Source organism: Streptomyces sp. NPDC057249 (assembly GCF_042669245.1).
In the GTDB taxonomy this organism is placed as follows: Bacteria; Actinomycetota; Actinomycetes; order Streptomycetales; family Streptomycetaceae; genus Streptomyces.
In genome coordinates this window covers 372,151-391,099 of sequence record NZ_JBHUXS010000001.1, presented here as the reverse complement: position 1 = coordinate 391,099, position 18,949 = coordinate 372,151, and the positions used below count along the sequence as shown (strand labels likewise).

21 protein-coding genes are annotated in these 18,949 nt (G+C 73.5%); 7 read left to right on the top strand and 14 right to left on the bottom strand.

The window, feature by feature from the left end; genetic code table 11:
- Positions 1-35: 35 nt before the first annotated feature.
- Positions 36-1,532 carry an MFS transporter gene (locus ACFUJY_RS01905; RefSeq protein ID WP_383293015.1) on the top strand — a complete coding sequence of 499 codons (1,497 nt, stop codon included), beginning with the start codon at positions 36-38 and terminating at the stop codon, positions 1,530-1,532.
- Between the two features lie 3 nt (positions 1,533-1,535).
- Here the strand turns inward: ACFUJY_RS01905 and ACFUJY_RS01900 are convergent, their stop codons facing one another.
- A complete protein-coding gene (locus ACFUJY_RS01900) occupies positions 1,536-2,048 on the bottom strand; it encodes a nitroreductase family deazaflavin-dependent oxidoreductase (RefSeq protein WP_383293013.1) in 513 nt (170 codons plus the stop codon).
- 131 nt (positions 2,049-2,179) lie between these two features.
- Between ACFUJY_RS01900 and ACFUJY_RS01895 the strand changes: the two genes are divergently transcribed.
- Complete coding sequence (locus tag ACFUJY_RS01895) at positions 2,180-2,725, top strand: MarR family winged helix-turn-helix transcriptional regulator (protein ID WP_383293010.1); 546 nt, start codon at positions 2,180-2,182, stop codon at positions 2,723-2,725.
- 106 nt (positions 2,726-2,831) lie between these two features.
- On the opposite strand, the gene ACFUJY_RS01890 is transcribed toward ACFUJY_RS01895, so the two are convergent.
- From ACFUJY_RS01890 to ACFUJY_RS01865, 6 genes are all read right to left on the bottom strand, one after another.
- Positions 2,832-4,067, bottom strand: a complete 1,236-nt coding sequence (locus ACFUJY_RS01890; RefSeq protein ID WP_383293008.1) for a cation:proton antiporter — start codon at positions 4,065-4,067, stop codon at positions 2,832-2,834.
- A 2-nt stretch (positions 4,068-4,069) separates the two neighbouring features.
- Positions 4,070-4,540 (bottom strand): cation:proton antiporter regulatory subunit, encoded by a 471-nt coding sequence (locus ACFUJY_RS01885; protein WP_124719734.1) that lies wholly within the window; start codon positions 4,538-4,540, stop codon positions 4,070-4,072.
- A gap of 194 nt (positions 4,541-4,734) precedes the next feature.
- Positions 4,735-6,186, bottom strand: coding sequence for a flotillin family protein (locus tag ACFUJY_RS01880; RefSeq protein WP_383293005.1), 1,452 nt, complete (start codon positions 6,184-6,186; stop codon positions 4,735-4,737).
- A 69-nt stretch (positions 6,187-6,255) separates the two neighbouring features.
- Positions 6,256-6,765 carry a hypothetical protein gene (locus tag ACFUJY_RS01875; protein WP_383293002.1) on the bottom strand — a complete coding sequence of 170 codons (510 nt, stop codon included), beginning with the start codon at positions 6,763-6,765 and terminating at the stop codon, positions 6,256-6,258.
- A 108-nt stretch (positions 6,766-6,873) separates the two neighbouring features.
- Positions 6,874-7,359 (bottom strand): peroxiredoxin, encoded by a 486-nt coding sequence (locus ACFUJY_RS01870; protein ID WP_383292999.1) that lies wholly within the window; start codon positions 7,357-7,359, stop codon positions 6,874-6,876.
- Positions 7,360-7,441: 82 nt separating this feature from the next.
- Positions 7,442-8,677 carry an MFS transporter gene (locus ACFUJY_RS01865; RefSeq protein WP_383292996.1) on the bottom strand — a complete coding sequence of 412 codons (1,236 nt, stop codon included), beginning with the start codon at positions 8,675-8,677 and terminating at the stop codon, positions 7,442-7,444.
- A gap of 77 nt (positions 8,678-8,754) precedes the next feature.
- On the opposite strand from ACFUJY_RS01865, the gene ACFUJY_RS01860 reads away from it, so the two are divergent.
- Entirely contained in the window at positions 8,755-9,507 is a 753-nt protein-coding gene (locus tag ACFUJY_RS01860; RefSeq protein ID WP_383292993.1) for an AraC family transcriptional regulator, read from the top strand.
- Between the two features lie 103 nt (positions 9,508-9,610).
- Positions 9,611-11,320, top strand: a complete 1,710-nt coding sequence (locus ACFUJY_RS01855) for a SpoIIE family protein phosphatase (protein WP_383292990.1) — start codon at positions 9,611-9,613, stop codon at positions 11,318-11,320.
- A gap of 6 nt (positions 11,321-11,326) precedes the next feature.
- Here ACFUJY_RS01855 and ACFUJY_RS01850 read toward each other — a convergent pair whose 3' ends face one another.
- Genes ACFUJY_RS01850 through ACFUJY_RS01835 form a run of 4 tightly spaced genes read right to left on the bottom strand, consistent with a single transcriptional unit; the run spans position 11,327 to position 14,232 of the window.
- Positions 11,327-11,929: a hypothetical protein gene (locus tag ACFUJY_RS01850; RefSeq protein ID WP_383292988.1), complete on the bottom strand. Its 603-nt coding sequence runs from the start codon at positions 11,927-11,929 to the stop codon at positions 11,327-11,329.
- Complete coding sequence (locus tag ACFUJY_RS01845) at positions 11,926-13,173, bottom strand: MAB_1171c family putative transporter (protein ID WP_383292985.1); 1,248 nt, start codon at positions 13,171-13,173, stop codon at positions 11,926-11,928. Before ACFUJY_RS01845 ends, ACFUJY_RS01850 begins: the two co-directional genes overlap by 4 nt.
- 48 nt (positions 13,174-13,221) lie before the next feature.
- Positions 13,222-13,782: a toxin gene (locus tag ACFUJY_RS01840; protein ID WP_383292983.1), complete on the bottom strand. Its 561-nt coding sequence runs from the start codon at positions 13,780-13,782 to the stop codon at positions 13,222-13,224.
- A 3-nt stretch (positions 13,783-13,785) separates the two neighbouring features.
- A complete protein-coding gene (locus tag ACFUJY_RS01835) occupies positions 13,786-14,232 on the bottom strand; it encodes a hypothetical protein (RefSeq protein WP_383292980.1) in 447 nt (148 codons plus the stop codon).
- 476 nt (positions 14,233-14,708) lie between these two features.
- Between ACFUJY_RS01835 and ACFUJY_RS01830 the strand changes: the two genes are divergently transcribed.
- A complete protein-coding gene (locus ACFUJY_RS01830; RefSeq protein WP_383292977.1) occupies positions 14,709-16,157 on the top strand; it encodes a DEAD/DEAH box helicase in 1,449 nt (482 codons plus the stop codon).
- Here ACFUJY_RS01830 and crcB (ACFUJY_RS01825) read toward each other — a convergent pair.
- Genes crcB (ACFUJY_RS01825) through crcB (ACFUJY_RS01815) form a run of 3 tightly spaced genes read right to left on the bottom strand, consistent with a single transcriptional unit; the run spans position 16,129 to position 17,269 of the window.
- The gene (gene crcB / locus ACFUJY_RS01825; protein WP_383292974.1) at positions 16,129-16,503 is read right to left on the bottom strand and encodes a fluoride efflux transporter CrcB; all 375 of its coding nucleotides are present in this window, start codon (positions 16,501-16,503) and stop codon (positions 16,129-16,131) included. The genes ACFUJY_RS01830 and crcB (ACFUJY_RS01825) overlap by 29 nt on opposite strands.
- Positions 16,500-16,853, bottom strand: coding sequence for a DUF190 domain-containing protein (locus tag ACFUJY_RS01820; protein ID WP_383292971.1), 354 nt, complete (start codon positions 16,851-16,853; stop codon positions 16,500-16,502). The genes crcB (ACFUJY_RS01825) and ACFUJY_RS01820 overlap by 4 nt, the downstream gene beginning before the upstream one ends.
- Entirely contained in the window at positions 16,850-17,269 is a 420-nt protein-coding gene (gene crcB, locus ACFUJY_RS01815) for a fluoride efflux transporter CrcB (RefSeq protein ID WP_383292968.1), read from the bottom strand. The genes ACFUJY_RS01820 and crcB (ACFUJY_RS01815) overlap by 4 nt, the downstream gene beginning before the upstream one ends.
- Before the next feature lie 259 nt (positions 17,270-17,528).
- Between crcB (ACFUJY_RS01815) and ACFUJY_RS01810 the strand changes: the two genes are divergently transcribed.
- Both ACFUJY_RS01810 and ACFUJY_RS01805 read left to right on the top strand, forming a co-directional pair.
- Positions 17,529-18,308 (top strand): peptidoglycan recognition protein, encoded by a 780-nt coding sequence (locus tag ACFUJY_RS01810; protein WP_383292965.1) that lies wholly within the window; start codon positions 17,529-17,531, stop codon positions 18,306-18,308.
- Positions 18,309-18,355: 47 nt separating this feature from the next.
- Positions 18,356-18,940 (top strand): GNAT family N-acetyltransferase, encoded by a 585-nt coding sequence (locus ACFUJY_RS01805; protein WP_383292962.1) that lies wholly within the window; start codon positions 18,356-18,358, stop codon positions 18,938-18,940.
- Positions 18,941-18,949: the final 9 nt, after the last annotated feature.

Below are 18,949 nucleotides of genomic sequence, written 5' to 3'. Positions count from 1 at the left end.
GACCGGCGGTGTGCGCAGCGAGGGAGTTCCGCCCCATGGCCCGTGAAGCAGGTTCCCGCGAAGCAGCGGCCCGCGGGGCGAACCCCCGCGAGGAGCACCCCTCCCACCGCTGGTGGGTGCTCGGGGTGATCGGCCTGGCCCAGCTGATGGTGGTGCTCGACGCGACGATCGTGAACATCGCGCTGCCCTCCGCCCAGCAGGACCTCGGTTTCAGCGACGGCAACCGGCAGTGGATCGTCACGGCGTACGCCCTCGCCTTCGGCTCGCTGCTGCTGCTCGGCGGACGCGTCGCCGACCTGGTGGGCCGCAGGGTGGTCTTCCTGACCGGTCTCGTCGGCTTCGCGGTCGCCTCCGCGATCGGCGGCGCCGCCCCGAGCTTCGAAATCCTGGTGCTGGCCCGCGCCCTCCAGGGCCTGTTCGGCGCGCTGCTCGCCCCGGCGGCGCTGTCCCTGCTCACCACGACGTTCACCGTGCCCAAGGAGCGGGCCAAGGCGTTCGGGATCTACGGTGCCATCGCGGGGGCGGGCGGTGCGGTCGGGCTGCTGCTCGGCGGGGTGCTCACGGAGTACCTGGACTGGCGCTGGTGCCTCTACGTCAACCTGATCTTCGCGTTCCTCGCGTTCACGGGCGGCTGGCGGCTGCTGAGCGCGGGCGCGCCGGCCGACCGTCCCCGGCTCGACATCCCGGGGACGCTGCTGGTCTCGGCCGGTCTCTTCTGCATCGTCTACGGCTTCTCCCAGGCCGAGTCGCACGCCTGGAGTTCGCCGCTGACCTGGGGGTTCCTGGTGGCGGGCGCGGTGCTGGTGACGGCGTTCGCGTGGTGGCAGACCAGGGCGGCGCATCCGCTGCTGCCGATGCGGGTGGTGCTGGACCGGGACCGGGCGGCGTCGTTCCTCGCGATGTTCATCTCGGGCGGCGGGATGTTCGGCGTCTTCCTCTTCCTCACGTACTACCTGCAGAAGAGCCTGGGCTATTCGCCGGTCTCCACCGGGCTCGCCTTCCTGCCGATGGTCGCCTGCATGATCGCCTCGTCCATGGTCACGACGAATGTGCTGGTGCCCCGGCTGGGCCCGAAACCGATCGTGCCGACCGGGATGGGCATCGCCGCCGCCGCGATGGTGTGGCTCACCGCCCTGGACCTGTCGAGCGGTTACGCCGCCCATGTGCTGCCGCCGACGCTCTGTTTGGGCATCGGCCTCGGCATGGTCTTCGCCACGGCCATGAACCTGGCCACCGCGGGCGTCGGGGCGCGGGACGCCGGGGTGGCCTCGGCGATGGTCAACACCAGCCAGCAGGTCGGCGGCTCCATCGGCACGGCGCTGCTGAACACCCTCGCCACCAGCGCCGCCACGAACTACCTGGTGGGCCGCCGGCCGACCCCGCCGGTCGTCGCCCGGGCCCAGCTGGAGAGCTACGCCACCGCGTACTGGTGGTCCGCGGGCTTCTTCGCCCTCGGGCTCGTCGTCACCCTGTTCCTGTACCGGCCCGGCGCACCCCGCCCGCACCTCGCGGAGGAGCCGGCGCGAGCGTGAGGGTCAGCGCTTCGCGCCCTCGGTGAGCCGGACGAACGGGATCGACTCGCCGACCCGCCGGTAGTCCTCCGCGCTGCCGTCCACCTCGAAGCCCATGTACGCGCAGAGCCGGCGGGCCACCCGGGGGTGGCGGGGCGCGTACCGCGTCATCAGCTCGCCGCCCTCCTCGGGCGTCAGCACGTGCGCGGTCACCGCGTGGAACCGGCGGCCGACCTGCACCGTGGCCTGCGGGGTGCGCTCCAGGTTGCGGAACCAGTCCGCGCCGGGGCCGAAGCCCGAGGCGACGGTCCAGCAGGCCCGGCCCTCGTGGGTGCCCGCCTCCACCACCTCGATGGCGGTCCGGCGGGGGAGGCCGGAGACGCGGCCGGTGTGGACGAGCAGCAGCAGCCGGCCTCCGAAGAGCGGCCCGAGCCCCATGCGGAACATGTGGACGGGCAGCCGGAAGGCGGTGCGCCGCCAGCCGGTCGGCGGGGCCGGGCGCCGGGGAGCGGGCGAAGCCGCGGATTCATGTGTCACTATGCAAACGTTGCACAATCCAAACGTCGGGGCCAGTGCGCGACGCTGTCGGTCCGGTACCGGTTGGGCGGCGTTTCCGTATCGGATGACCGCCGGTTCGAGTAACCGCGCCGGGCGCGGTAGAAAGGGGCATGGCCGCGCACGGACAGGCACCCGATGACCCCCCGACCGCCCCGGACCGGGACGACGTCGACGCGGTGACGCGCGCGGTGCTGACCGCGTCGAGGCTGCTGGTCGCGGTGTCCGCCCGGTCGCTCGCGGCGGTCGAGGACCGGGTGACGCTGCCCCAGTTCCGGTTGCTCGTGGTGCTCTCCACGCACGGGGAGGCCAAGCTCGTCACCCTCGCCGAACGCCTCGGCGTGAACCCCTCGACCGCGATGCGGATGCTGGACCGGCTGATCGCGGCGGGCCTCGCGGAGCGCCAGGTCAACCCGGCCAACCGCCGCGAGACGGTGCTGCGGGTGACGCCCGAGGGCCACCGGCTGGTCGAGGAGGTCACGGCCGGCCGCCGCCGGGAGGTCGCCTCGATCGTGGAGCGCATCGCGCCCGAGCAGCGCGCCGCACTCATCGACGCGCTGCGGGCGTTCACCGACGCGGGCGGCGAGGCGGCGGCCCCGGCGGAGGGCACCGACGCCTACCCGCTGGGCTGGACGCAGGACCTGCCGGCGGGGGCCTGACACCCCGCGCTGTCCGGACGAGGCGGGGGCCTGACACCCCACGCCGCCCCCACGAGGCGGGTCCTGACGCCCCGCGGGCACGGCTGCCCCGGGCGGGGCGGCGGCCCTATTCGGACGAGGCGGAGACCTCTTCCCGGGCCGGGGGGACCTGGGCGCTGCCCACGGGGGCGGCGGACGCCCCGTCCTTGCCGCGCCACTTCCGGACGCGTTCGACCACCGGCTGGGTCCAGCGCGCGGTGAGCGGGCCGACGATGACCAGGATCAGGACGTACGCGGTGGCGATGGGGCCGATGCGGGGCTCCGTCGCCACGGCCAGGCCGGCGATGACGATGGAGAACTCGCCGCGCGCGACGAGCGTGCCGCCCGCCCGCCAGCGCCCGCGCGGTCCGATGCCGGCGCGCCGGGCCGCGTACCAGCCGGTGCCGATCTTCGTGAAGACGGTGACGACGGCGAGCAGCGCGGCCGGCAGCAGCACCGGCGGGATCTCGGCCGGGTTGGTGGAGAGCCCGAAGAACACGAAGAAGACGGCGGCGAACAGGTCCCGCAGCGGGGTCAGCAGCTTGCGCGCGCCCTCCGCGACCTCACCGGAGAGCGCGATGCCGACGAGGAACGCGCCCACGGCGGCCGACACCTGGAGCTGCTGGGCCACCCCGGCGACCAGGACGGTCAGCCCGAGCACGACGAGCAGCAGCATCTCCGGATTGTCGGAGGAGACCGCCCGGCTGATCAGCCGGCCGTGCCGCAGCGCCAGGTAGAGCACCAGACCGACCGTGCCGAGCGCGATGAGCAGGGCGATGCTGCCGCCGGCGAACCCGACGCCCGCGAGCATCGCGGTGAGCAGCGGCAGGTAGACCGCCATCGACAGGTCCTCGATGACGAGCACCCCGAGGATGACCGGGGTCTCCCGGTTGCCGAGGCGTCCGAGGTCGGCGAGGACCTTCGCGATCACCCCGGAGGAGGAGATCCAGGTGACACCGGCGAGCGCGACGGCCCCGACCGGGCCCCAGCCGAGCAGCAGCGCGGCGACCGCGCCCGGGGTCGCGTTGAGCACGAAGTCCACGGCCCCGGACGGGTACTGGGTCTTCAGGCTGGTCACCAGCTCGGAGGCGCTGTATTCGAGGCCGAGCAGGAGCAGCAGCAGGATGACGCCGATCTCGGCGCCGACGGCGGTGAACTCCTCGCTGGCCCCGAGCGGCAGCAGCCCGCCCTCGCCGAAGGCCAGCCCGGCCAGCAGGTAGAGGGGGATCGGCGAGAGCCCTATCCGGCCGGCGAACCGCCCGATGATGCCGAGTCCCAGGATGACGGAGCCGAGCTCCACCAGCAGTGCGGTCGTGTCGTGCACGGTCAGCCCTCCGCGATGATCTCGGAGAGCGTGTCGACGCCCTCGCGTGTTCCGACGGCGACGAGCGTGTCGCCGATGGCCAGCCGGAAGTCCGGCCCGGGTGACGGGTGCGCGCTGTGGGTGCGCAGCACCGCCACGATCGAGGCGCCGGTCCGGGTCCGCGCCTTGGTGTCGCCGAGCAGCCGGCCGCCGTACGGCGAGCGGGTGCCGAGCGGGATGTGCTCGGTGACCAGGTCGATTCCCTCGGTCCGTACGGCGTCGATGGGCGCCGCGTCGATGAGGTGCGCGAGCCCGGTCGCCTCCTGTGGAGTCAGGGGGACGGAGAGCAGGCACGAATCAGGGTCGTCCTGGTCGTAGAAGCCGATGAACCGCCGCCCGTCGTGGTGGACCACCACGGAGATGTGCTGCCCCGACTCGGTCGTGTAGTCGTACTGGACGCCGACTCCGGGCAGCGTGGTGCGGTGGGTTCCCATGGCTTCCTCCCGAGGGCGCGGTACGCGCGAGGCACTTGGTCATCTCTTTAGACCCGCATTACCTTATCCGGAGGTATGCGCCACCCCTGAGGGGCGTTTTCCGGCCACCGTCCCGCGAGGTCCCGGGCCCCGGCACACGGATGCCCGGCCGGTTGCGCAACCGGCCGGGCACGCGAGTCCGGGTGTGCGGCGGATCAGTCGCCGATCTCGATCTTCCCGTTCTTCTCGGCCGGCGCCGACGGGGCCGGGACCACCGGTTCGGCGGCGGCCGGCTTCGGCACCGCGCCCTTGAGGTTCTGGAGCAGCGCGGCGAGGTCGACGCCGGTGGTGGAGCTGAGCAGCTCCATGCCCTGGGCGACGTTGTCCGTGACCGTACGGGACAGTTGGCTCGCGCCGTCCGTGGAGATGACGGTCATCTTGTCGATCGCGCTCATCGGCTCGGCGGCCTTGGCGACGACCTGGGGCAGCACCTCGACGAGCATCTGGAGCACGGCCGCGTCGCCGTACTGCGCGAAGGCGTCGGCCTTCTTCTGCATGGCCTCGGCCTCGGCCGCACCGCGCGCCGCGATGGCGGCGGCCTCCGCCTCACCCTCGATGCGGACCGCCTCGGCGAGCGCGGAGCGGTGCAGCTTCTCGCCCTGACCGGTGAGCCGGGCGCGCTCGGCGGCCGCCTCGGCCTCCTTGACCTGGGCGATGCGGCGGGCCTCCGCCTCCTGCTCGGCCTGGTAGCGCGCGGCGTCGGCGGGCTTGCGGACCTTGGTGTCGAGCTCGCGGTCGGTCAGCGCGGCCTGGCGCTCGGCGACCTTCTCCTGCTCGGTCAGGATCTCCTGGCGGCGGGCGGCCTCGGCGAGCGGACCGGCGGCGTCGGCCTGGGCGGCGGCCGCCTCGGTCTCGGCCTTGATCTCGGCCTGCTTCAGGTAGAACGTCCGCTCGGCGATCGCGATCTCCTCGGCGGCCTTCAGCCTGGCCTGCTCCGAGGCGCGGCGGGCGATGGCCTCCGCGATGTCGGCCTCCTGCTTGGCGCGGGCGGCCTCGGGGCGGCCCAGGTCCTCCAGGTAGGAGCCCTCGGTGGTGATGTCCTGGATCTGGAAGGCGTCCAGGATCAGGCCCTGGCCGGACAGGCTGGCCTCGGCCTCCTCCGCCACCTGGCTCGCGAAGGCGGCGCGGTCGCGGATGATGTCCTCCACGGACATCCGGCCGACGATGGCGCGCAGCGCGCCGGACAGCACTTCCTGGGTGAAGCCGACGATGCCGTCCTGCTGGCGCAGGAAGCGCTGGGCGGCGGCCCGGATGGAGTCCTCGCTGCCGCCGACCTTGACGATCGCGACGCCTTCGAGGTGCGCCTTGACGCCGCGCAGGGTGACGGCGCCGCGCACGGCGACCGGGATGTGCCGGCTGGACAGGTCCAGGGTGAACTTCTGCTGCACGAACGGCACGACGAAGACGCCGCCGCCGACGACGACCTTCTGGCCGCTGTTGTCGATGCTGGTCCGGCCGGTCACCGGGTCGACGGACTTCTTGCCGCGGCGGCCGGTGATGATGAACGCCTGGCTGGGGCCGGCCACCTTGTAACGGGTGATCACGGCGAGGGCGAGCAGGAAGAGGAGTACGACGACTCCGGCGATCGCGATCATTACGGGACTCATGCGGTTTCCCCCTCTGCCTCCTGACGGGGGCAGTCGTGAGACGAGCGGTGATGGGGCCGGGCGTGCCGGTCAGCGTTCGACGGGACGGACCGACACCGAGGTACTGGAGAGCGACGCCTCGACCCAGACCTCGGCGCCGCGCGCGACCGGCACCGTGCTTCTCGCGGACAGCTTCACGAGCTGGCCGCCGAGGCGGAGCAGGACCTCGCCGTAACCGTCGACCGGGATCGCGGTGACCACCGACCCCGACGTGCCGACCAGGTCCTCGCCGCGCGGTGTCGCGTCGGTCTGGTCCCGCATCAGGGCGCGGCTGAACTTCCAGGTGAGCAGGGCGGCGACCAGCCCGGCCGCGACCCCCGCCGCGGTGGCGACGACGGTGCCCGCACCGGTCGTGCCGAGCACGATGGCGCCGCCGAAGCCCAGCATCGACAGGAAGCCCGCGATCACCGGAAGGGAGACGAGCCCGCCGAACAGGCCCTCCAGCAGGCCCCCGAAGAGGCCCTCCAGGATTCCGTCGAAGATCAGCGACAGGGCGAGCAGAGCGATCCCCACGATGCCGAGACCGAGAAACAAGGTCATCTCGTCATCACCCTTCCCGGCCCCGGCCCCTGTGCTGCTTTTCCGTAGAACTGGCTGGATGATCCCATACGCACCCCCGAGGCGACATTGCCGGAACCCGGCAGTCTTCTATGTGTTGACGATGCCGGAGAGACGGTCGGCCAGGGAGTCCAGGGACTGGAAGGTGGCCCCCAGCAGCGCCACGTGCTTCCAGCGCAGCACCCCCTCGCCGTCGATCAGGAAGACCGCGCGCCGCACCCCGATGCCGGGCGCCGCGACGCCGAAGGCCCGGGCGGTCTCCCGGCCCGGGTCCGCCAGCAGCGGCATGCGCAGCCCGTGGGCGCGGGCGAACGACTCGTGGCTGTCCACACCCTGTGGACTGATCCCCCACACCTCCGCGTCCAGTGCCTCGAAGGTCTCCATGCCCGAGGAGTACGAGCACAACTGCTTCGTGCACACGGTGGTGTTGTCGCCCGGGTAGAAGGCGAGGACCAGGGCCCGGCCGCGCGCCTGGGCGGGCGAGTAGTCGCGCCGCTCGAAGGCGTCCCCGGCGAGGACACCGCCCGCGAGGGTGAAGTCCGGTACGGATGAGCCGAGTTGCGGTGACGATCCCATGGGGTGCCCTTCGGTGTGCTGCGCCCGGGCGGCGGTGGTGCCGCCCGTGTCGCGTACAGCATGCCTCCGTCACTGGGGACGGTCAGCCACCCGGGGACGGTTCCGGTTCGGTGAGGAACAGCCCGAGGAGCACGGCCGGTACGGGGATCGCGCACAGGATCGTGAACACGCCCTGCGGCCCGTACGCCTGCGCCGCCGCACCCAGCGCCGGGGCGATCAGGCCCCCGATGCTGACGGCGAGGCCCAGCGTGACCCCGGCCGCCGTACCCGGACGCCCCGGCAGGTAGTCCTGACCCAGCTTCACCAGGACGGCGAACGGCACGTTGAGCACCAGCCCCGCCAGGACCGCGAAGACCAGCGGCAGCAGGGTGCCCGGGGTGAACCGCAGGGCGAGCAGGGCCGGAACGGCGGCGAGACCGCCCAGCTGCACCGTACGGACCATGCCGACGCGGTCCGCGATCCGGCCGCCGAGCAGCGTGCCGGCCACCCCGCCGACCAGGAAGCAGGCGAGCGCGGCGCCGGCGACGCCCCGGCCGGAGTGGAGGTGGCGAATCCAGAACAGCTCGATGAAGGTGATCGCGCCGAAGAACGCCACCGAGCGCACCACCTCGATCCCGGTGAGGAAGAGGAACGGCCGCCACCGGTCGCGCCCCGCCCGGCCCGTCCTGCGCACCGGCGCGGCGGCCGGGCGGTGCCGGAGCAGGACGAACGCCATCAGGACGGCGGGCGGGATGAACAGCGCCGTGGCCCCGACCCCCATCGCGACGAGCGCCGGGGTCGCCAGGACCGGGGCCAGGAAGAAGCCGACGCTGCCGCCCGCCGCGAAGACGCTCATCGCGGACGCGCTGTCGCCCGCCGCCTCCCGGGCCGCCTTGCCCGCCGCCGGGTGGAACATCGCCACGCCGAGCCCGGAGAGCAGGATCAGCAGCCAGACGGCGGCGTACGGCCGCACCAGACCGGACAGGCCGAGCCCGATCCCGGCGACGGCGAGCCCGGCGGGCGCCAGCCGGGGCAGCCGGTAGCGGTCCACCGCCAGCCCGATGAGCGGCTGCGGCACCGAACTGCCGAGGGCCGCCGCGAGGGTCAGCCCGGAGGCGGCGACGTAGCTGTAGCCCCGGTCGAGCACGAAGTACGGGACGCAGGCGGGCACCAGGCCCTGGTAGAGGTCGTCCACGGCGTGCGCGGCGCCCCACATCCGCATCCGCCGCCAGGCGGAGCCGGGCGCGACGGAGACGGGCGGGGCTGCGGCGTGCGGGGCTGCGGCGGGCGCGGCTGAGGCGGGCGGGGAGCCCGCCGGTGCGGCGTCGTGGGTGGTCATGAAGGCGCTCCTCGCTGAAGGTCCCTTCGAGGATTCCGGCCGCGCACCGGAGCGGGCTAGCGATAATCTGCCTCCTTGTGTCGCCAACCTGCCGCACTCTGCACGGACCCGCCCGGGTCCCGCTCGCGCACCAGGAGCGCATCGGGAGCCACCACCACCTGGAGCACCAGCTCGTGTGCCCCTCCCGCGGGGTCCTGGAGGTCGCCACCCCGCTCGGCGTCTGGGCGGTGCCCCCGCACCGGGCCGTCTGGATTCCGGCCGGCGTCGTCCACGCGCACCTCGCGTACGGGCCGACCGAGCTGCGGGCGCTCAGCTTCGCCCCGGCCGACAACCCGCTCCGGCTCGACCGGCCGACCGTCCTCGCCGTCACCCCGCTGCTGCGCGAGGTCGTGGCCTGCCTGACCGACGACACCGAACTGACCGGCGACGCGCGCCGCCGGCGCAACCTGGAGCGCGTCGCGCTCGACCAGCTCCGCCGGGTCGAACCGCTCGGGGTCTGCCTGCCCACCCCGGCCGACGCCCGGCTGCGCGACATCGCCCGTATTCTCCAGGCCGACCCGGCGGACGGGCGGACCCTCACCGAGCTGGGCGCGGCCGTCGGCGCGGCGCCCCGCACCCTGAGCCGGCTCTTCCGCGCCGAGACCGGGATGTCCTTCCCGCAGTGGCGCACCCAGCTCCGCCTGCACCACGCGCTGACCCTGCTCGCCTCGGGCGGCTCGGTCACCTCGGTGGCCGTTGCCTGCGGCTACAGCGGACCGAGCGCCTTCATCCAGTCCTTCCGCCACGCGTTCGGCACCACTCCGGGCTCCTACGCCTCGGGCGCGCCCTGACACCCGCCACCCGGCGGTGCTGCGGATGCGGGAGCGGGCGGGGCGACCGAGGATGAAGGGCCGGGCAGCAGGCGGCCCGTGCCCTGCCCCCAGGAGGTTCGCCTTGCCGGTGCACGCCGACCATCCGCCGTCCATCGACGTCAGGGCGCTCGCCGCCGTGCTCGACGGCACGACGGCGGGCGTGGCCGTGTTCGACACCGAGCTGCGCTACGTGTACGTCAACCCGTCCCTCGTACGCCACAACGGCATCCCGCCCGCCGCCCACATCGGCCGCCGCCCCGGCGAGGTCATGCCCGACATCGACGCCCGCGAGGACCTGATGCGCGCCGTGCTCGCGGACGGCCGGGCCCGCGAGGTCACCTCCAGCGGCCGGCTGCCCGCCGAGTCCGGGACCGCCCGGGTCTACTGGCACGGGGCCTACCACCGCCTGGAGGTGGACGGCCGGGTCGCCGGCGTCGTCGGGATCGTGCTGGAGGTGATGGCCGACGACGAACAGCGCCGGCTCGCCCAGGCCCAGCGCCACCTCTCGCTCCTCGACAGCGCGAACACCCGCATCGGCACCACCCTCGACATGGACACCACCTGCGCCGAGCTGGCCGACCTCGTCGTCCCGGGGCTCGCCGACGTCGCCATCGTGGAGATCTTCCCCCGGGACGTCGCCCCGCCGGTCCGCCCCGGCCCGCCCGGGGTCGTCCGGCTGAGGCGTGCGGCGATGTCGGCGGTACGGGGGCTGAGTCCGGGCGTCCTGCGGTTCGGCGCGGTCGGCGACTACGTCGACCACGAGGAGGAGGCCGCCGTACCGCGCTGCCTGGCGGCCAACCAGCCCATCGTCGAGAACCTCACGGACGACGAACAGGTGAACCGTTCCGCCCCCACCGCCGAGTGGGCCGACGCCTACCGGGACCTGGGCCTGCACTCGGCCGTCGCGGTACCCATCTCCGTGCGCGGGGCCCCGATCGGTGTGCTCGGCCTGCTCCGGGCCGGCGGCTCGCCCGTCTTCGCGGACGACGACGTGGTGGTGGCCCGGGAGCTCGCCGGGCGGGCCGCCGTCCATCTCGACCACGCCCGCCGCTTCACCCACGAGCACACCATCGCCCTGGAACTCCAGCGCTCCCTGCTCTCCGAGCCTCGGCCGCCCCACCCGCACATCGAGGTCGCCACCCGCTATCTGCCGGCCGACCGCAGCGTCCTGGTGGGCGGCGACTGGTTCGACGTCATCCCGCTGCCCGACGGGCGCCACCTGAAGGCGATGGGCGACGTCATGGGGCACGGGGTGGAGGCGGCCGTCGCGATGAGCCACTACCGCTCGCTGCTGCGCCTCCTGGCCGACGAGGAACTGCCCCCGCACCGCATCCTGGAACAGCTGGACCGGATGGTGGAGCGGTCCGGGATCGACCGGGCGGCGACCTGTCTGCTCGCCGTGGTGAACGCGGACGGCGGGCTGTGCGAGGTGGCGAGCGCGGGCCACCTGCCGCCGGTCTTCCTGGACCCGGGCTCGGCGGGCACCCGGATCTGCGACGTACCGGCGGCGCCGCCGCTCGGCACCGGGTTCGGCGGCTACCGGTCCACGGTGATGGAGTGCGGCCCGGGCACGGTGCTGTTCATGTACACCGACGGGCTCGTGGAGCGGCGCGGCGAGGACATCGACACGTGCGTCGCCCGGCTGGGGGAGCTGGTCCTGCCGGACAACGGCGATCTGGAGACCTTCCTGGACCGGGTGCTCGAACGCTTCGGACCCAACGCCGAGGACGACATCGCGGTCATGGCCTCGCGGACCCGGGACGACCCGGACGCCGTGGACCCGGAGCCCTGAGCGGGGTCACCCGAACAGGAACGCCCCGGCCGTCGCCGCGCCCAGGGCCGTCCCCGCCGTGACCTGGCCGACGGTGTGGTAGCCGAGCGCCACCCGCGACCAGGAGACGGCGGCGGTCATCGCGTACCCGAAGAGCCACCACGGCGAGTGGACGGCGGCGAGCAGGGCGACCACGGCCGAGGCCACGGAGGCGTCGACGGAGATCTTCCACACCGTGTTGACCGCGAGCAGGACGACCGTCATCGCCCACAGCGCGAGCATCGCGGCCAGGATGCCGGTGGGCGCCCCGCCCAGCAGCATGACCGCCGACCCGGCGCCGATGGAGCCCAGGATCACGAAGAAGATCGGCGCCCGCTTGGTGCGGTCCACGACATGGCGGTCGCCCCAGGTGCCGCGCCCCCGCTCCCACTCGATGTACCCGGCGGGCACGATGCCGGCGCAGAGCGCGCCGAGCAGCCCCCAGGGCACGCCGGTCCAGTCGCCGGCCGCCGCGAGGCCGATGGCGAGCATGCCGACGAGCAGCAGGTTGCGGGGCTGGAGGACGTCGGTCACCCTCCGTGCCAGGGCGTGGTCCGGGGCGGCCGTGGTGCCGGTGGTGTCGGTGGTCATGCCGGCTGCTCCTTGCCCGCCGCGGACGAGTCCTCCAGGACCCGGCGCGCCTGTTCCGGGGTGACCGTGCGGTACGCCGCGGCGACCCGGACCAGCCAGGCGACCTCGCCGTCCTGGTCGGTGGCGTGCTGGGCGGAGACGGCCGCCGCCTTCCCGGCCGGCGCCCCGGCGGCCCGGGCGGCCAGCGCCGCCTTGATCCAGTACGCGTCGGCGAGCGGCGAGCCGGTACCGGCCCCGGCGGCGGCCTCCGCGGCGGGCAGCAGGGTGTCCGGCACGTAGTGGCGCAGCTTCTCGACCGCGTCCGCGATGTCCGCCGCCCAGCGGTCGACGCGCAGGTCGGCGGGCGTGTCGAAGCGGGTCAGCTCGCGCCGCAGCGGGCGCGGGGGCTCGAAGGGCTGGTCCGGGAAGGCGGTCATCAGCTCGTACCAGAGGCCGTGCAGCCTGGCCTGCGCCCGCCAGAGCTTGGCCCGGCGGCGGACGTTGCTCAGGGCCGGGATGGAGGCGCCGACCGCGAAGAAGAGGAACAGGACGACCTGGGCGGCCTCGGTGGCCTCGTCGAAGTCCAGCGCGAAGGACTCGCTCGGCCGGTCCACGACGCTGACCCAGAGGAACAGCGTCCGGCTGACGGTGTATCCGACGCCGATGAACATGGCGAACGTCATCATCCCGAGCCCGACGCGCAGATGGCGCATCCGGGCGCTCCCGGTGGCCAGCGCCCACTGGTACGCGCAGACGGCGGACGCGGCGCCCAGGTAGAGGTAGAACACGCTCATGTACAGCGTGGCGCCCCACTGCCCGGCGTGGTCCGCGACGAAGCGGTCCGAGGGCGTGGAGCGGTCGACCACGGTGAAGAACAGCACGGTGAGCAGCACCAGCGTGGCGACCGACGCCTTGGCCGCGACCTGCTGGATGAGCCGGGCGAACCGCACGTGCCGGGGGATGTCGCCCTCGTCCGCGTACCGGCCGTAGATCGCCACGATGTAACTGAGAATGGCCAGAATCGCGATGGTCGCCGTGTAGTGCTTGATGAGGACCGACAGGTCGGTCACCGGGCTGTCGTTGAGCCCGACGCGTACGAACCGGGTCTTCGTCCAGAGCGCCAGCGCGAAGCCCGCGTAGCACCCCCACAGCGCCCGGCGGCGCCGGTCCTCCTCGTCACCCCACAGGGCGGCCGGCATGCGCCACAGGGCGACGGCGGTCATCAGGCCCGCTACGAGATAGCCGGCGAGGTCGAGCGGGGTCACGGCGGAAAGTCCTCGGGGTGGGGGGAGGGCGGTCGGACGGTTGGGATGCTACGTACGCCGGAACAGGCCGCCGCGGCGGTGGGCGACCGGACGCGAGAGCGAGTTGGCGAGCCGCCCCACCATGTCATCGCTGGTGACGTCCCGGGCCATCCGGGGGATCAGCGAGGCACCGAATTCGGCCATGCGTTCGTCGTGGGTGTCGTACTGCGCGCGCGCCTGCACGGCGTCCGGGGCGATCACCGCGTCCGGGCCGACCATCCGGGAGATGAGCGAGGTGTCGAAGACGGGCAGGAGCCGCTGGAGCTGTTCCGCGTCGAGCGAGGTGCCGTGGTCGAACCACTCGTGGCACAGCTCGTGCAGGATCACGTGCTGGGTCTGGTACTCGGTGGGGCGCCGGCGGTACAGCACGAAGCTGGTGTCCCCGGACTTCAGGCGCAGCCCGCAGGCGGCGTTGACGCGCGCCAGCCGGTCGGGCATCTCGTGCAGCACGATGGTCCGGCCCCGGGCCGCCTCCATGTTGGCCACCAGGCCGGGTATGGAGAACGGCGAGGGCAGCGGCAGCTCCGCCAGCCCCTCCTCGCACTCCCTCCGCAACTTCCGCATGGACACGGCTCAGCCCTGCTGTCCGCCGCCGGCCGGGGGCGTGCGCTCCTCGGCGTCCCGCAGCAGGGACATCGCGAACCGCAGCAGCTCCGGCGGCAGCCCCTCCTCGTCGAGCCCGCGCCCGGCGAGCCCGCTGATCTCGCCGGTCCGGCGCTTGGCGAGGAACTGGAGGCCGGCCACGACGTCGTCCACGACCTCGGACTCCTCCTTGAAGAACCGCCAGTCCACGCCGAAGCCCAGGCCGAGCGCCTTCAGGATCTCCTCGGACGGCTGGGTCACCTTGCCGGCCAGGATGTTGGAGAAGTAGCTGTGGGAGAGCGACCCGCCGCGCTCCCTGACCAGGTCGGCGAAGAACCGGCCCGAGATCCTGCGGCCGGGGAAGGTCTTCTCGACCATGTACTCGACCTTCTGGCGCAGCGTCCGCAGCTCCGGCGCGCGCTCTTCCCCGTTGTCCATCCGGCCCCCACGTTCACGTCCGCCGCAGGCCCCTGTCCGGCCCCGGGCGGCGCTCGATTCGGTCAACGGGCTCGTACTGTAACGAACCCCCGACCACGCTCCCGGGGGCGGGCGACCGGAGGTGGCGTGAAGCGGAGCATTCTCATCCGGTGTCCGGAGCGGGCTTGCGCAAACACTCTACGTCACTGTTAACTCGAAAAAACATGGGCAGGGGGCCACGAGGGGAGTCCCTTGCCCGTGAAGACGCCGGTGCGCGCCGCCTTCGCGCGCCCACAAAGGGGTGTAGCCCTTCACGACGGGGGATGCGTGAAGGGCTACCCGCACATTATGGCCCCTGCCCGGGCAGTCATCAACTGACCGGCTGGTCAGTGTCCTTGTCAGGGGTGTGTTTTCCGGGCCCGGCGCCCCGCACCCGCCCCGGCTACCATCGGAAAGAGCTGGCGGACGCCGGACACTCCCTGACGAAAAGGTTCCGCTTGAACCGCGACCGCACACCTCGCTCCCACGACCGCTCCTCCCGTTCCCGTGGCCAGGGCGCCCCGGGTGCGGGCGCCCGCGCGGGCGGCGGCTTCCGCACCCGGGGCGCCGGCCGCTCCGGGGCCCCCGACCGCCGCTTCGGCGGGAAGGGCCGCAAGCCCGTCGCGCGGCAGGGCGAGTACGAGCTGCCGCGGACCGTCACCCCGGCGCTGCCCCCCGTCGCGGCCTTCGCCGACCTGGACCTGCCCGACGCCGTGCTGGCGGCGCTGACCGCGCAGGGCGTCACCGAGCCGTTCCCGATCCAGGCGGCGACCCTGCCGAACTCGCTGGCCGGGCGCGATGTGCTGGGCCGGGGCCGCACCGGCTCCGGGAAGACCCTCGCCTTCGGCCTGGCGGTGCTGGCCCGCACGGCGGGGCACCGCGCGGAGGCCCGGCATCCGCGCGCCCTGGTCCTGGTCCCCACCCGCGAGCTGGCCCAGCAGGTGACCGCCGCGCTGACCCCGTACGCGAAGCCGCTGCGGGTGCGTCTGGCGACCGTGGTCGGCGGGATGTCGATCGGCCGCCAGACGGCCGCGCTGCGCGGCGGCACCGAGGTCGTCGTCGCCACGCCGGGCCGCCTCAAGGACCTCATCGAGCGCGGCGACTGCGTCCTGGACCGGGTCGAGGTGACGGTGCTGGACGAGGCGGACCAGATGGCCGACATGGGGTTCATGCCGCAGGTCACCCAGCTGCTCAACCAGATCCCGGTGGGCGGCCAGCGGATGCTGTTCTCGGCGACCCTGGACCGCGACGTCGATCTGCTCGTCCGGCGCTATCTCGACGACCCGGTCGTCCACTCGGTGGACCCGGCCGCGGGCGCGGTGACCACGATGGAGCACCACGTGCTCTACGTACGGCCCTCCGACAAGTTCGCCACCACGACCGAGATCGCGGCGCGCGACGGCCGGGTGCTCATGTTCCTGGACACCAAGCACGCCGTGGACGAGCTGACCGCGCACCTGCTCAACAGCGGGGTCCGGGCGGCGGCCCTGCACGGCGGAAAGTCGCAGCCGGAGCGCAACCGCACCCTGGAGCGCTTCAAGACCGGGCACGTCTCGGTCCTGGTGGCGACCAACGTCGCGGCGCGCGGCATCCACATCGACCACCTGGACCTCGTGGTCAACGTCGATCCGCCCGCCGACCCCAAGGACTACCTGCACCGGGGCGGCCGCACCGCCCGGGCCGGCGAGTCCGGCAGCGTCGTCACGCTGGTGCTGCCCAGCCAGCGCCGCGACATGACCCGGCTGATGGCCGACGCGGGCATCACCCCGCGGATCGCGGAGGTCCGCTCGGGCGGGGAGGAGCTGAGCCGCATCACCGGCGCGCAGGCACCCTCCGGCGTCCCCGTCACCATCACCGCGCCGCCCTCCGAGCGCCGGGTCAGGCCCAGAGCGCCTCGGCGAGCGTGACGCCGGCGAAGGCCGCGCCGAGGCCCACGACGACGCTCACCACGACGTTGGCCGCCGCGTAGAACCGGGCCCCGTCCTCCGCGAGCCGCAGCGTCTCGTAGCTGAACGTGGAGTACGTGGTCAGCGCCCCGCACAGCCCGGTCCCGAGCAGCAGCTGAAGGTGCGAGGAGGCCGCCCCGGCCGCCACCGCGCCGGTCAGCGTGCCCAGGATCAGGCAGCCGGTCATGTTGACGGCGAACGTGCCCCACGGGAAGACGCTGTCGTGGCGGGACTGCACCGCCCGGTCGGTCAGATAGCGCAGCGGGGCGCCGACCGCCGCGCCGGCGATCACGAGCAGCCAGTTCACTCCTGGTCCCCCCGTATCCCGGGGCTCCGGACGATCTCGCAGGCGTCCAGCGTCACCGGGCAAGCGCCGGTCAGCTCGGCGATCTCCGGCAGGAACGCCCGTACCGCCTCCTCCGCGTCCACGATCACCACGGCGACCGGCAGGTCCTCGCTCAGCGAGAGCAGCCGCTGGGTGTGGACCACCGAGGAGGCGCCGAAGCCCTCGATGCCCCGGAAGACGCTGGCGCCGGCCAGACCGGCGGCGTGCGCCCGGTGCACGATCTCCGTGTAGACGGGCCGGTGGCGCCAGCTGTCGGACTCGCCGACCAGCACGGTCAGCCGCAGCCCCGGTTCGGTCACGGGTGTCGTCATGCCTGCCTCCACGCCAGTGCGCGGCGCGTCAGCCACACCGCGCTCCACACCGCCGCGAGGGCCGCGAGCAGTGTCACTCCGAGATAGACCAGTCCGGTGCCGGCTTGGTCCTTCGACACGAGCTGTTCGACGTCCACCGCGTAGGTCGAGAAGGTGGTGAACCCGCCGAGGACCCCGGTCCCGAAGAACGGCCGGACCAGCCGGTGCGCCGCCCACACCTCGCTGATCACCACCATGAACACGCCGATGACCGCGCAGCCGGTCACATTGACGACGAGGGTCGTCCAGGGGAAGCCGCCGGCCGCGGTGGGCCAGAGCAGCGAGGCGCCGTAGCGCGCGGAGGCGCCGGTCGCGCCGCCGAGCGCGACCACGGCGACGACGGCGGTCTGCGGGTTCTTCGCGAAGGTGCCGGGCATGCGTCTCCTACCTGCCGGGGCGCCCGCCGGGCGCGGGCGCGCGTCTGCGCAAGTAGGGACCGTTGGCGGCGCGTCACGCGTCCGCGGTTCGGGTACGGCGGGCCCCATCGCCGCGCGGGGCCGTCACCGGCCCGCTGCCCCCAGGATATCGCCGGTGCGGGCCGACCCGGGCGCGGCCGGGCTATTCCCCGTCCGGGGCGGTTTCACCCGATCGGCCACCTCATCTGCGGGCCGGGCGGGATGGCCGCAGGGTGGAGCCATGTGGCCCCACCGAATATGGCTGGGTGCCGCGGTCCTCCCGTTGGCTCTCCTGGTGCCGCGGGACGCCCCGGTGCCCCACGTCCTGGCCGAGCCGCCGCCCACCGCCGCCCGCACCCGGGCGGTCGCCGCGCCGCAGCCGGTGATCGTCAGCCGGGCGGCCTGGCACGCGGACGAGTCCATCGTCCGGGAGCGTGCCGCCTACACGGGCGCCGTCCGCGCCGTCTTCGTCCACCACACCGGCGAGACCAGCGACTACGACTGCGCGGAGGCCCCGGAGCTGATCCGGAACGTCGAGGAGGCCCACATCAAGGGCCGGGGCTGGGACGACATCGGCTACAACTTCCTGGTCGACCGGTGCGGGACGATCTACGAGGGCCGGGCCGGCGGCATCACGCGCTCGGTGCGCGGCGCCCACACCACGGGCTTCAACGCCGACAGCGTGGGCATCGCGGTGCTCGGCGACTACCGCGACGGCGAGAAGGTCCCGGCCCCCGTCGTACGGGCCCTGGCGACCCTCGCGGCGTGGAAGCTGCGGCCGGGCGAGGACCCGCGCGGCAAGGTGCGGCTGCGGTCGACCAACGACGCGAGCCGGTACCCCGAGGGCGAGGTGGCCGTGCTGAACGTCATCTCCGGCCACCGCGACACGTACCAGACGCGCTGCCCCGGCCAGGCGCTGTACGACGAGCTGCCGGAGATCAGGTCGATGGCGGCGGCCATGCGCGCGGCGGCCGGGCGCGAGGGCCGGGCGGACACGGAGGACGCCGGTAATACGCACTAGTGCATAACTGACTTGACGCTAGTGCGTACGCCGGTAGGGTGACGGGCATGACCGCCACGCGTCCCCTCCCCGTGACCCTGACCGGCCGCCACGTCCGCGTCGAACCGCTCACCCCCGCCCATCTGGACGACCTGTTCGCCGCCGGCGGGGACGACGACGAGGTGTGGCGCTGGCTGGGCGGTCCCACGCCCCGCACCCCGGAGGAGCTGGGGGCCACCCTGACCGCCCTCCTCGCCGACCCGGCGTACCTCCCCTTCGCCGTGATCCACCGGGAGACCGGGCGGGCCGTCGGCTGGACGACGTACATGGACATCGACGTGGCGAACGAGCGCCTGGAGATCGGCTGGACCTGGTACGGCCGCGCCCACTGGCGGACCGCCGTCAACACGGAGACCAAGCTCCTCCTGCTCACCCACGCCTTCGAGGACCTGGGCATGGGCCGCGTCCAGCTGAAGACCGACCACCTCAACGACCGCTCCCAGCGGGCCATCGCCCGCCTCGGCGCCCGCCACGAGGGCGTCCTGCGCCGCCATCGCCGCCGCCCGGACGGCAGTTGGCGCGACACGGTGTACTTCTCGCTGCTCGCGGAGGAGTGGCCGGAGGCGAAGACGCGCCTCGGCGCCCGGCTCTGACACCGGACC

What these genes read in the sequence shown, in the direction of transcription:
- ACFUJY_RS01905 (WP_383293015.1), top strand. Translation starts at nt 36, where the DNA reads ATGGCCCGTGAAGCAGGTTCCCGCGAAGCAGCGGCCCGCGGGGCGAAC.
- ACFUJY_RS01895 (WP_383293010.1), top strand. Translation starts at nt 2,180, where the DNA reads ATGGCCGCGCACGGACAGGCACCCGATGACCCCCCGACCGCCCCGGAC.
- ACFUJY_RS01885 (WP_124719734.1), bottom strand. Translation starts at nt 4,540, where the DNA reads ATGGGAACCCACCGCACCACGCTGCCCGGAGTCGGCGTCCAGTACGAC.
- ACFUJY_RS01880 (WP_383293005.1), bottom strand. Translation starts at nt 6,186, where the DNA reads ATGAGTCCCGTAATGATCGCGATCGCCGGAGTCGTCGTACTCCTCTTC.
- ACFUJY_RS01875 (WP_383293002.1), bottom strand. Translation starts at nt 6,765, where the DNA reads ATGACCTTGTTTCTCGGTCTCGGCATCGTGGGGATCGCTCTGCTCGCC.
- ACFUJY_RS01870 (WP_383292999.1), bottom strand. Translation starts at nt 7,359, where the DNA reads ATGGGATCGTCACCGCAACTCGGCTCATCCGTACCGGACTTCACCCTC.
- ACFUJY_RS01865 (WP_383292996.1), bottom strand. Translation starts at nt 8,677, where the DNA reads ATGACCACCCACGACGCCGCACCGGCGGGCTCCCCGCCCGCCTCAGCC.
- ACFUJY_RS01850 (WP_383292988.1), bottom strand. Translation starts at nt 11,929, where the DNA reads ATGACCACCGACACCACCGGCACCACGGCCGCCCCGGACCACGCCCTG.
- ACFUJY_RS01835 (WP_383292980.1), bottom strand. Translation starts at nt 14,232, where the DNA reads ATGGACAACGGGGAAGAGCGCGCGCCGGAGCTGCGGACGCTGCGCCAG.
- ACFUJY_RS01820 (WP_383292971.1), bottom strand. Translation starts at nt 16,853, where the DNA reads ATGACGACACCCGTGACCGAACCGGGGCTGCGGCTGACCGTGCTGGTC.
- crcB (WP_383292968.1), bottom strand. Translation starts at nt 17,269, where the DNA reads ATGCCCGGCACCTTCGCGAAGAACCCGCAGACCGCCGTCGTCGCCGTG.
- ACFUJY_RS01810 (WP_383292965.1), top strand. Translation starts at nt 17,529, where the DNA reads ATGTGGCCCCACCGAATATGGCTGGGTGCCGCGGTCCTCCCGTTGGCT.
- ACFUJY_RS01805 (WP_383292962.1), top strand. Translation starts at nt 18,356, where the DNA reads ATGACCGCCACGCGTCCCCTCCCCGTGACCCTGACCGGCCGCCACGTC.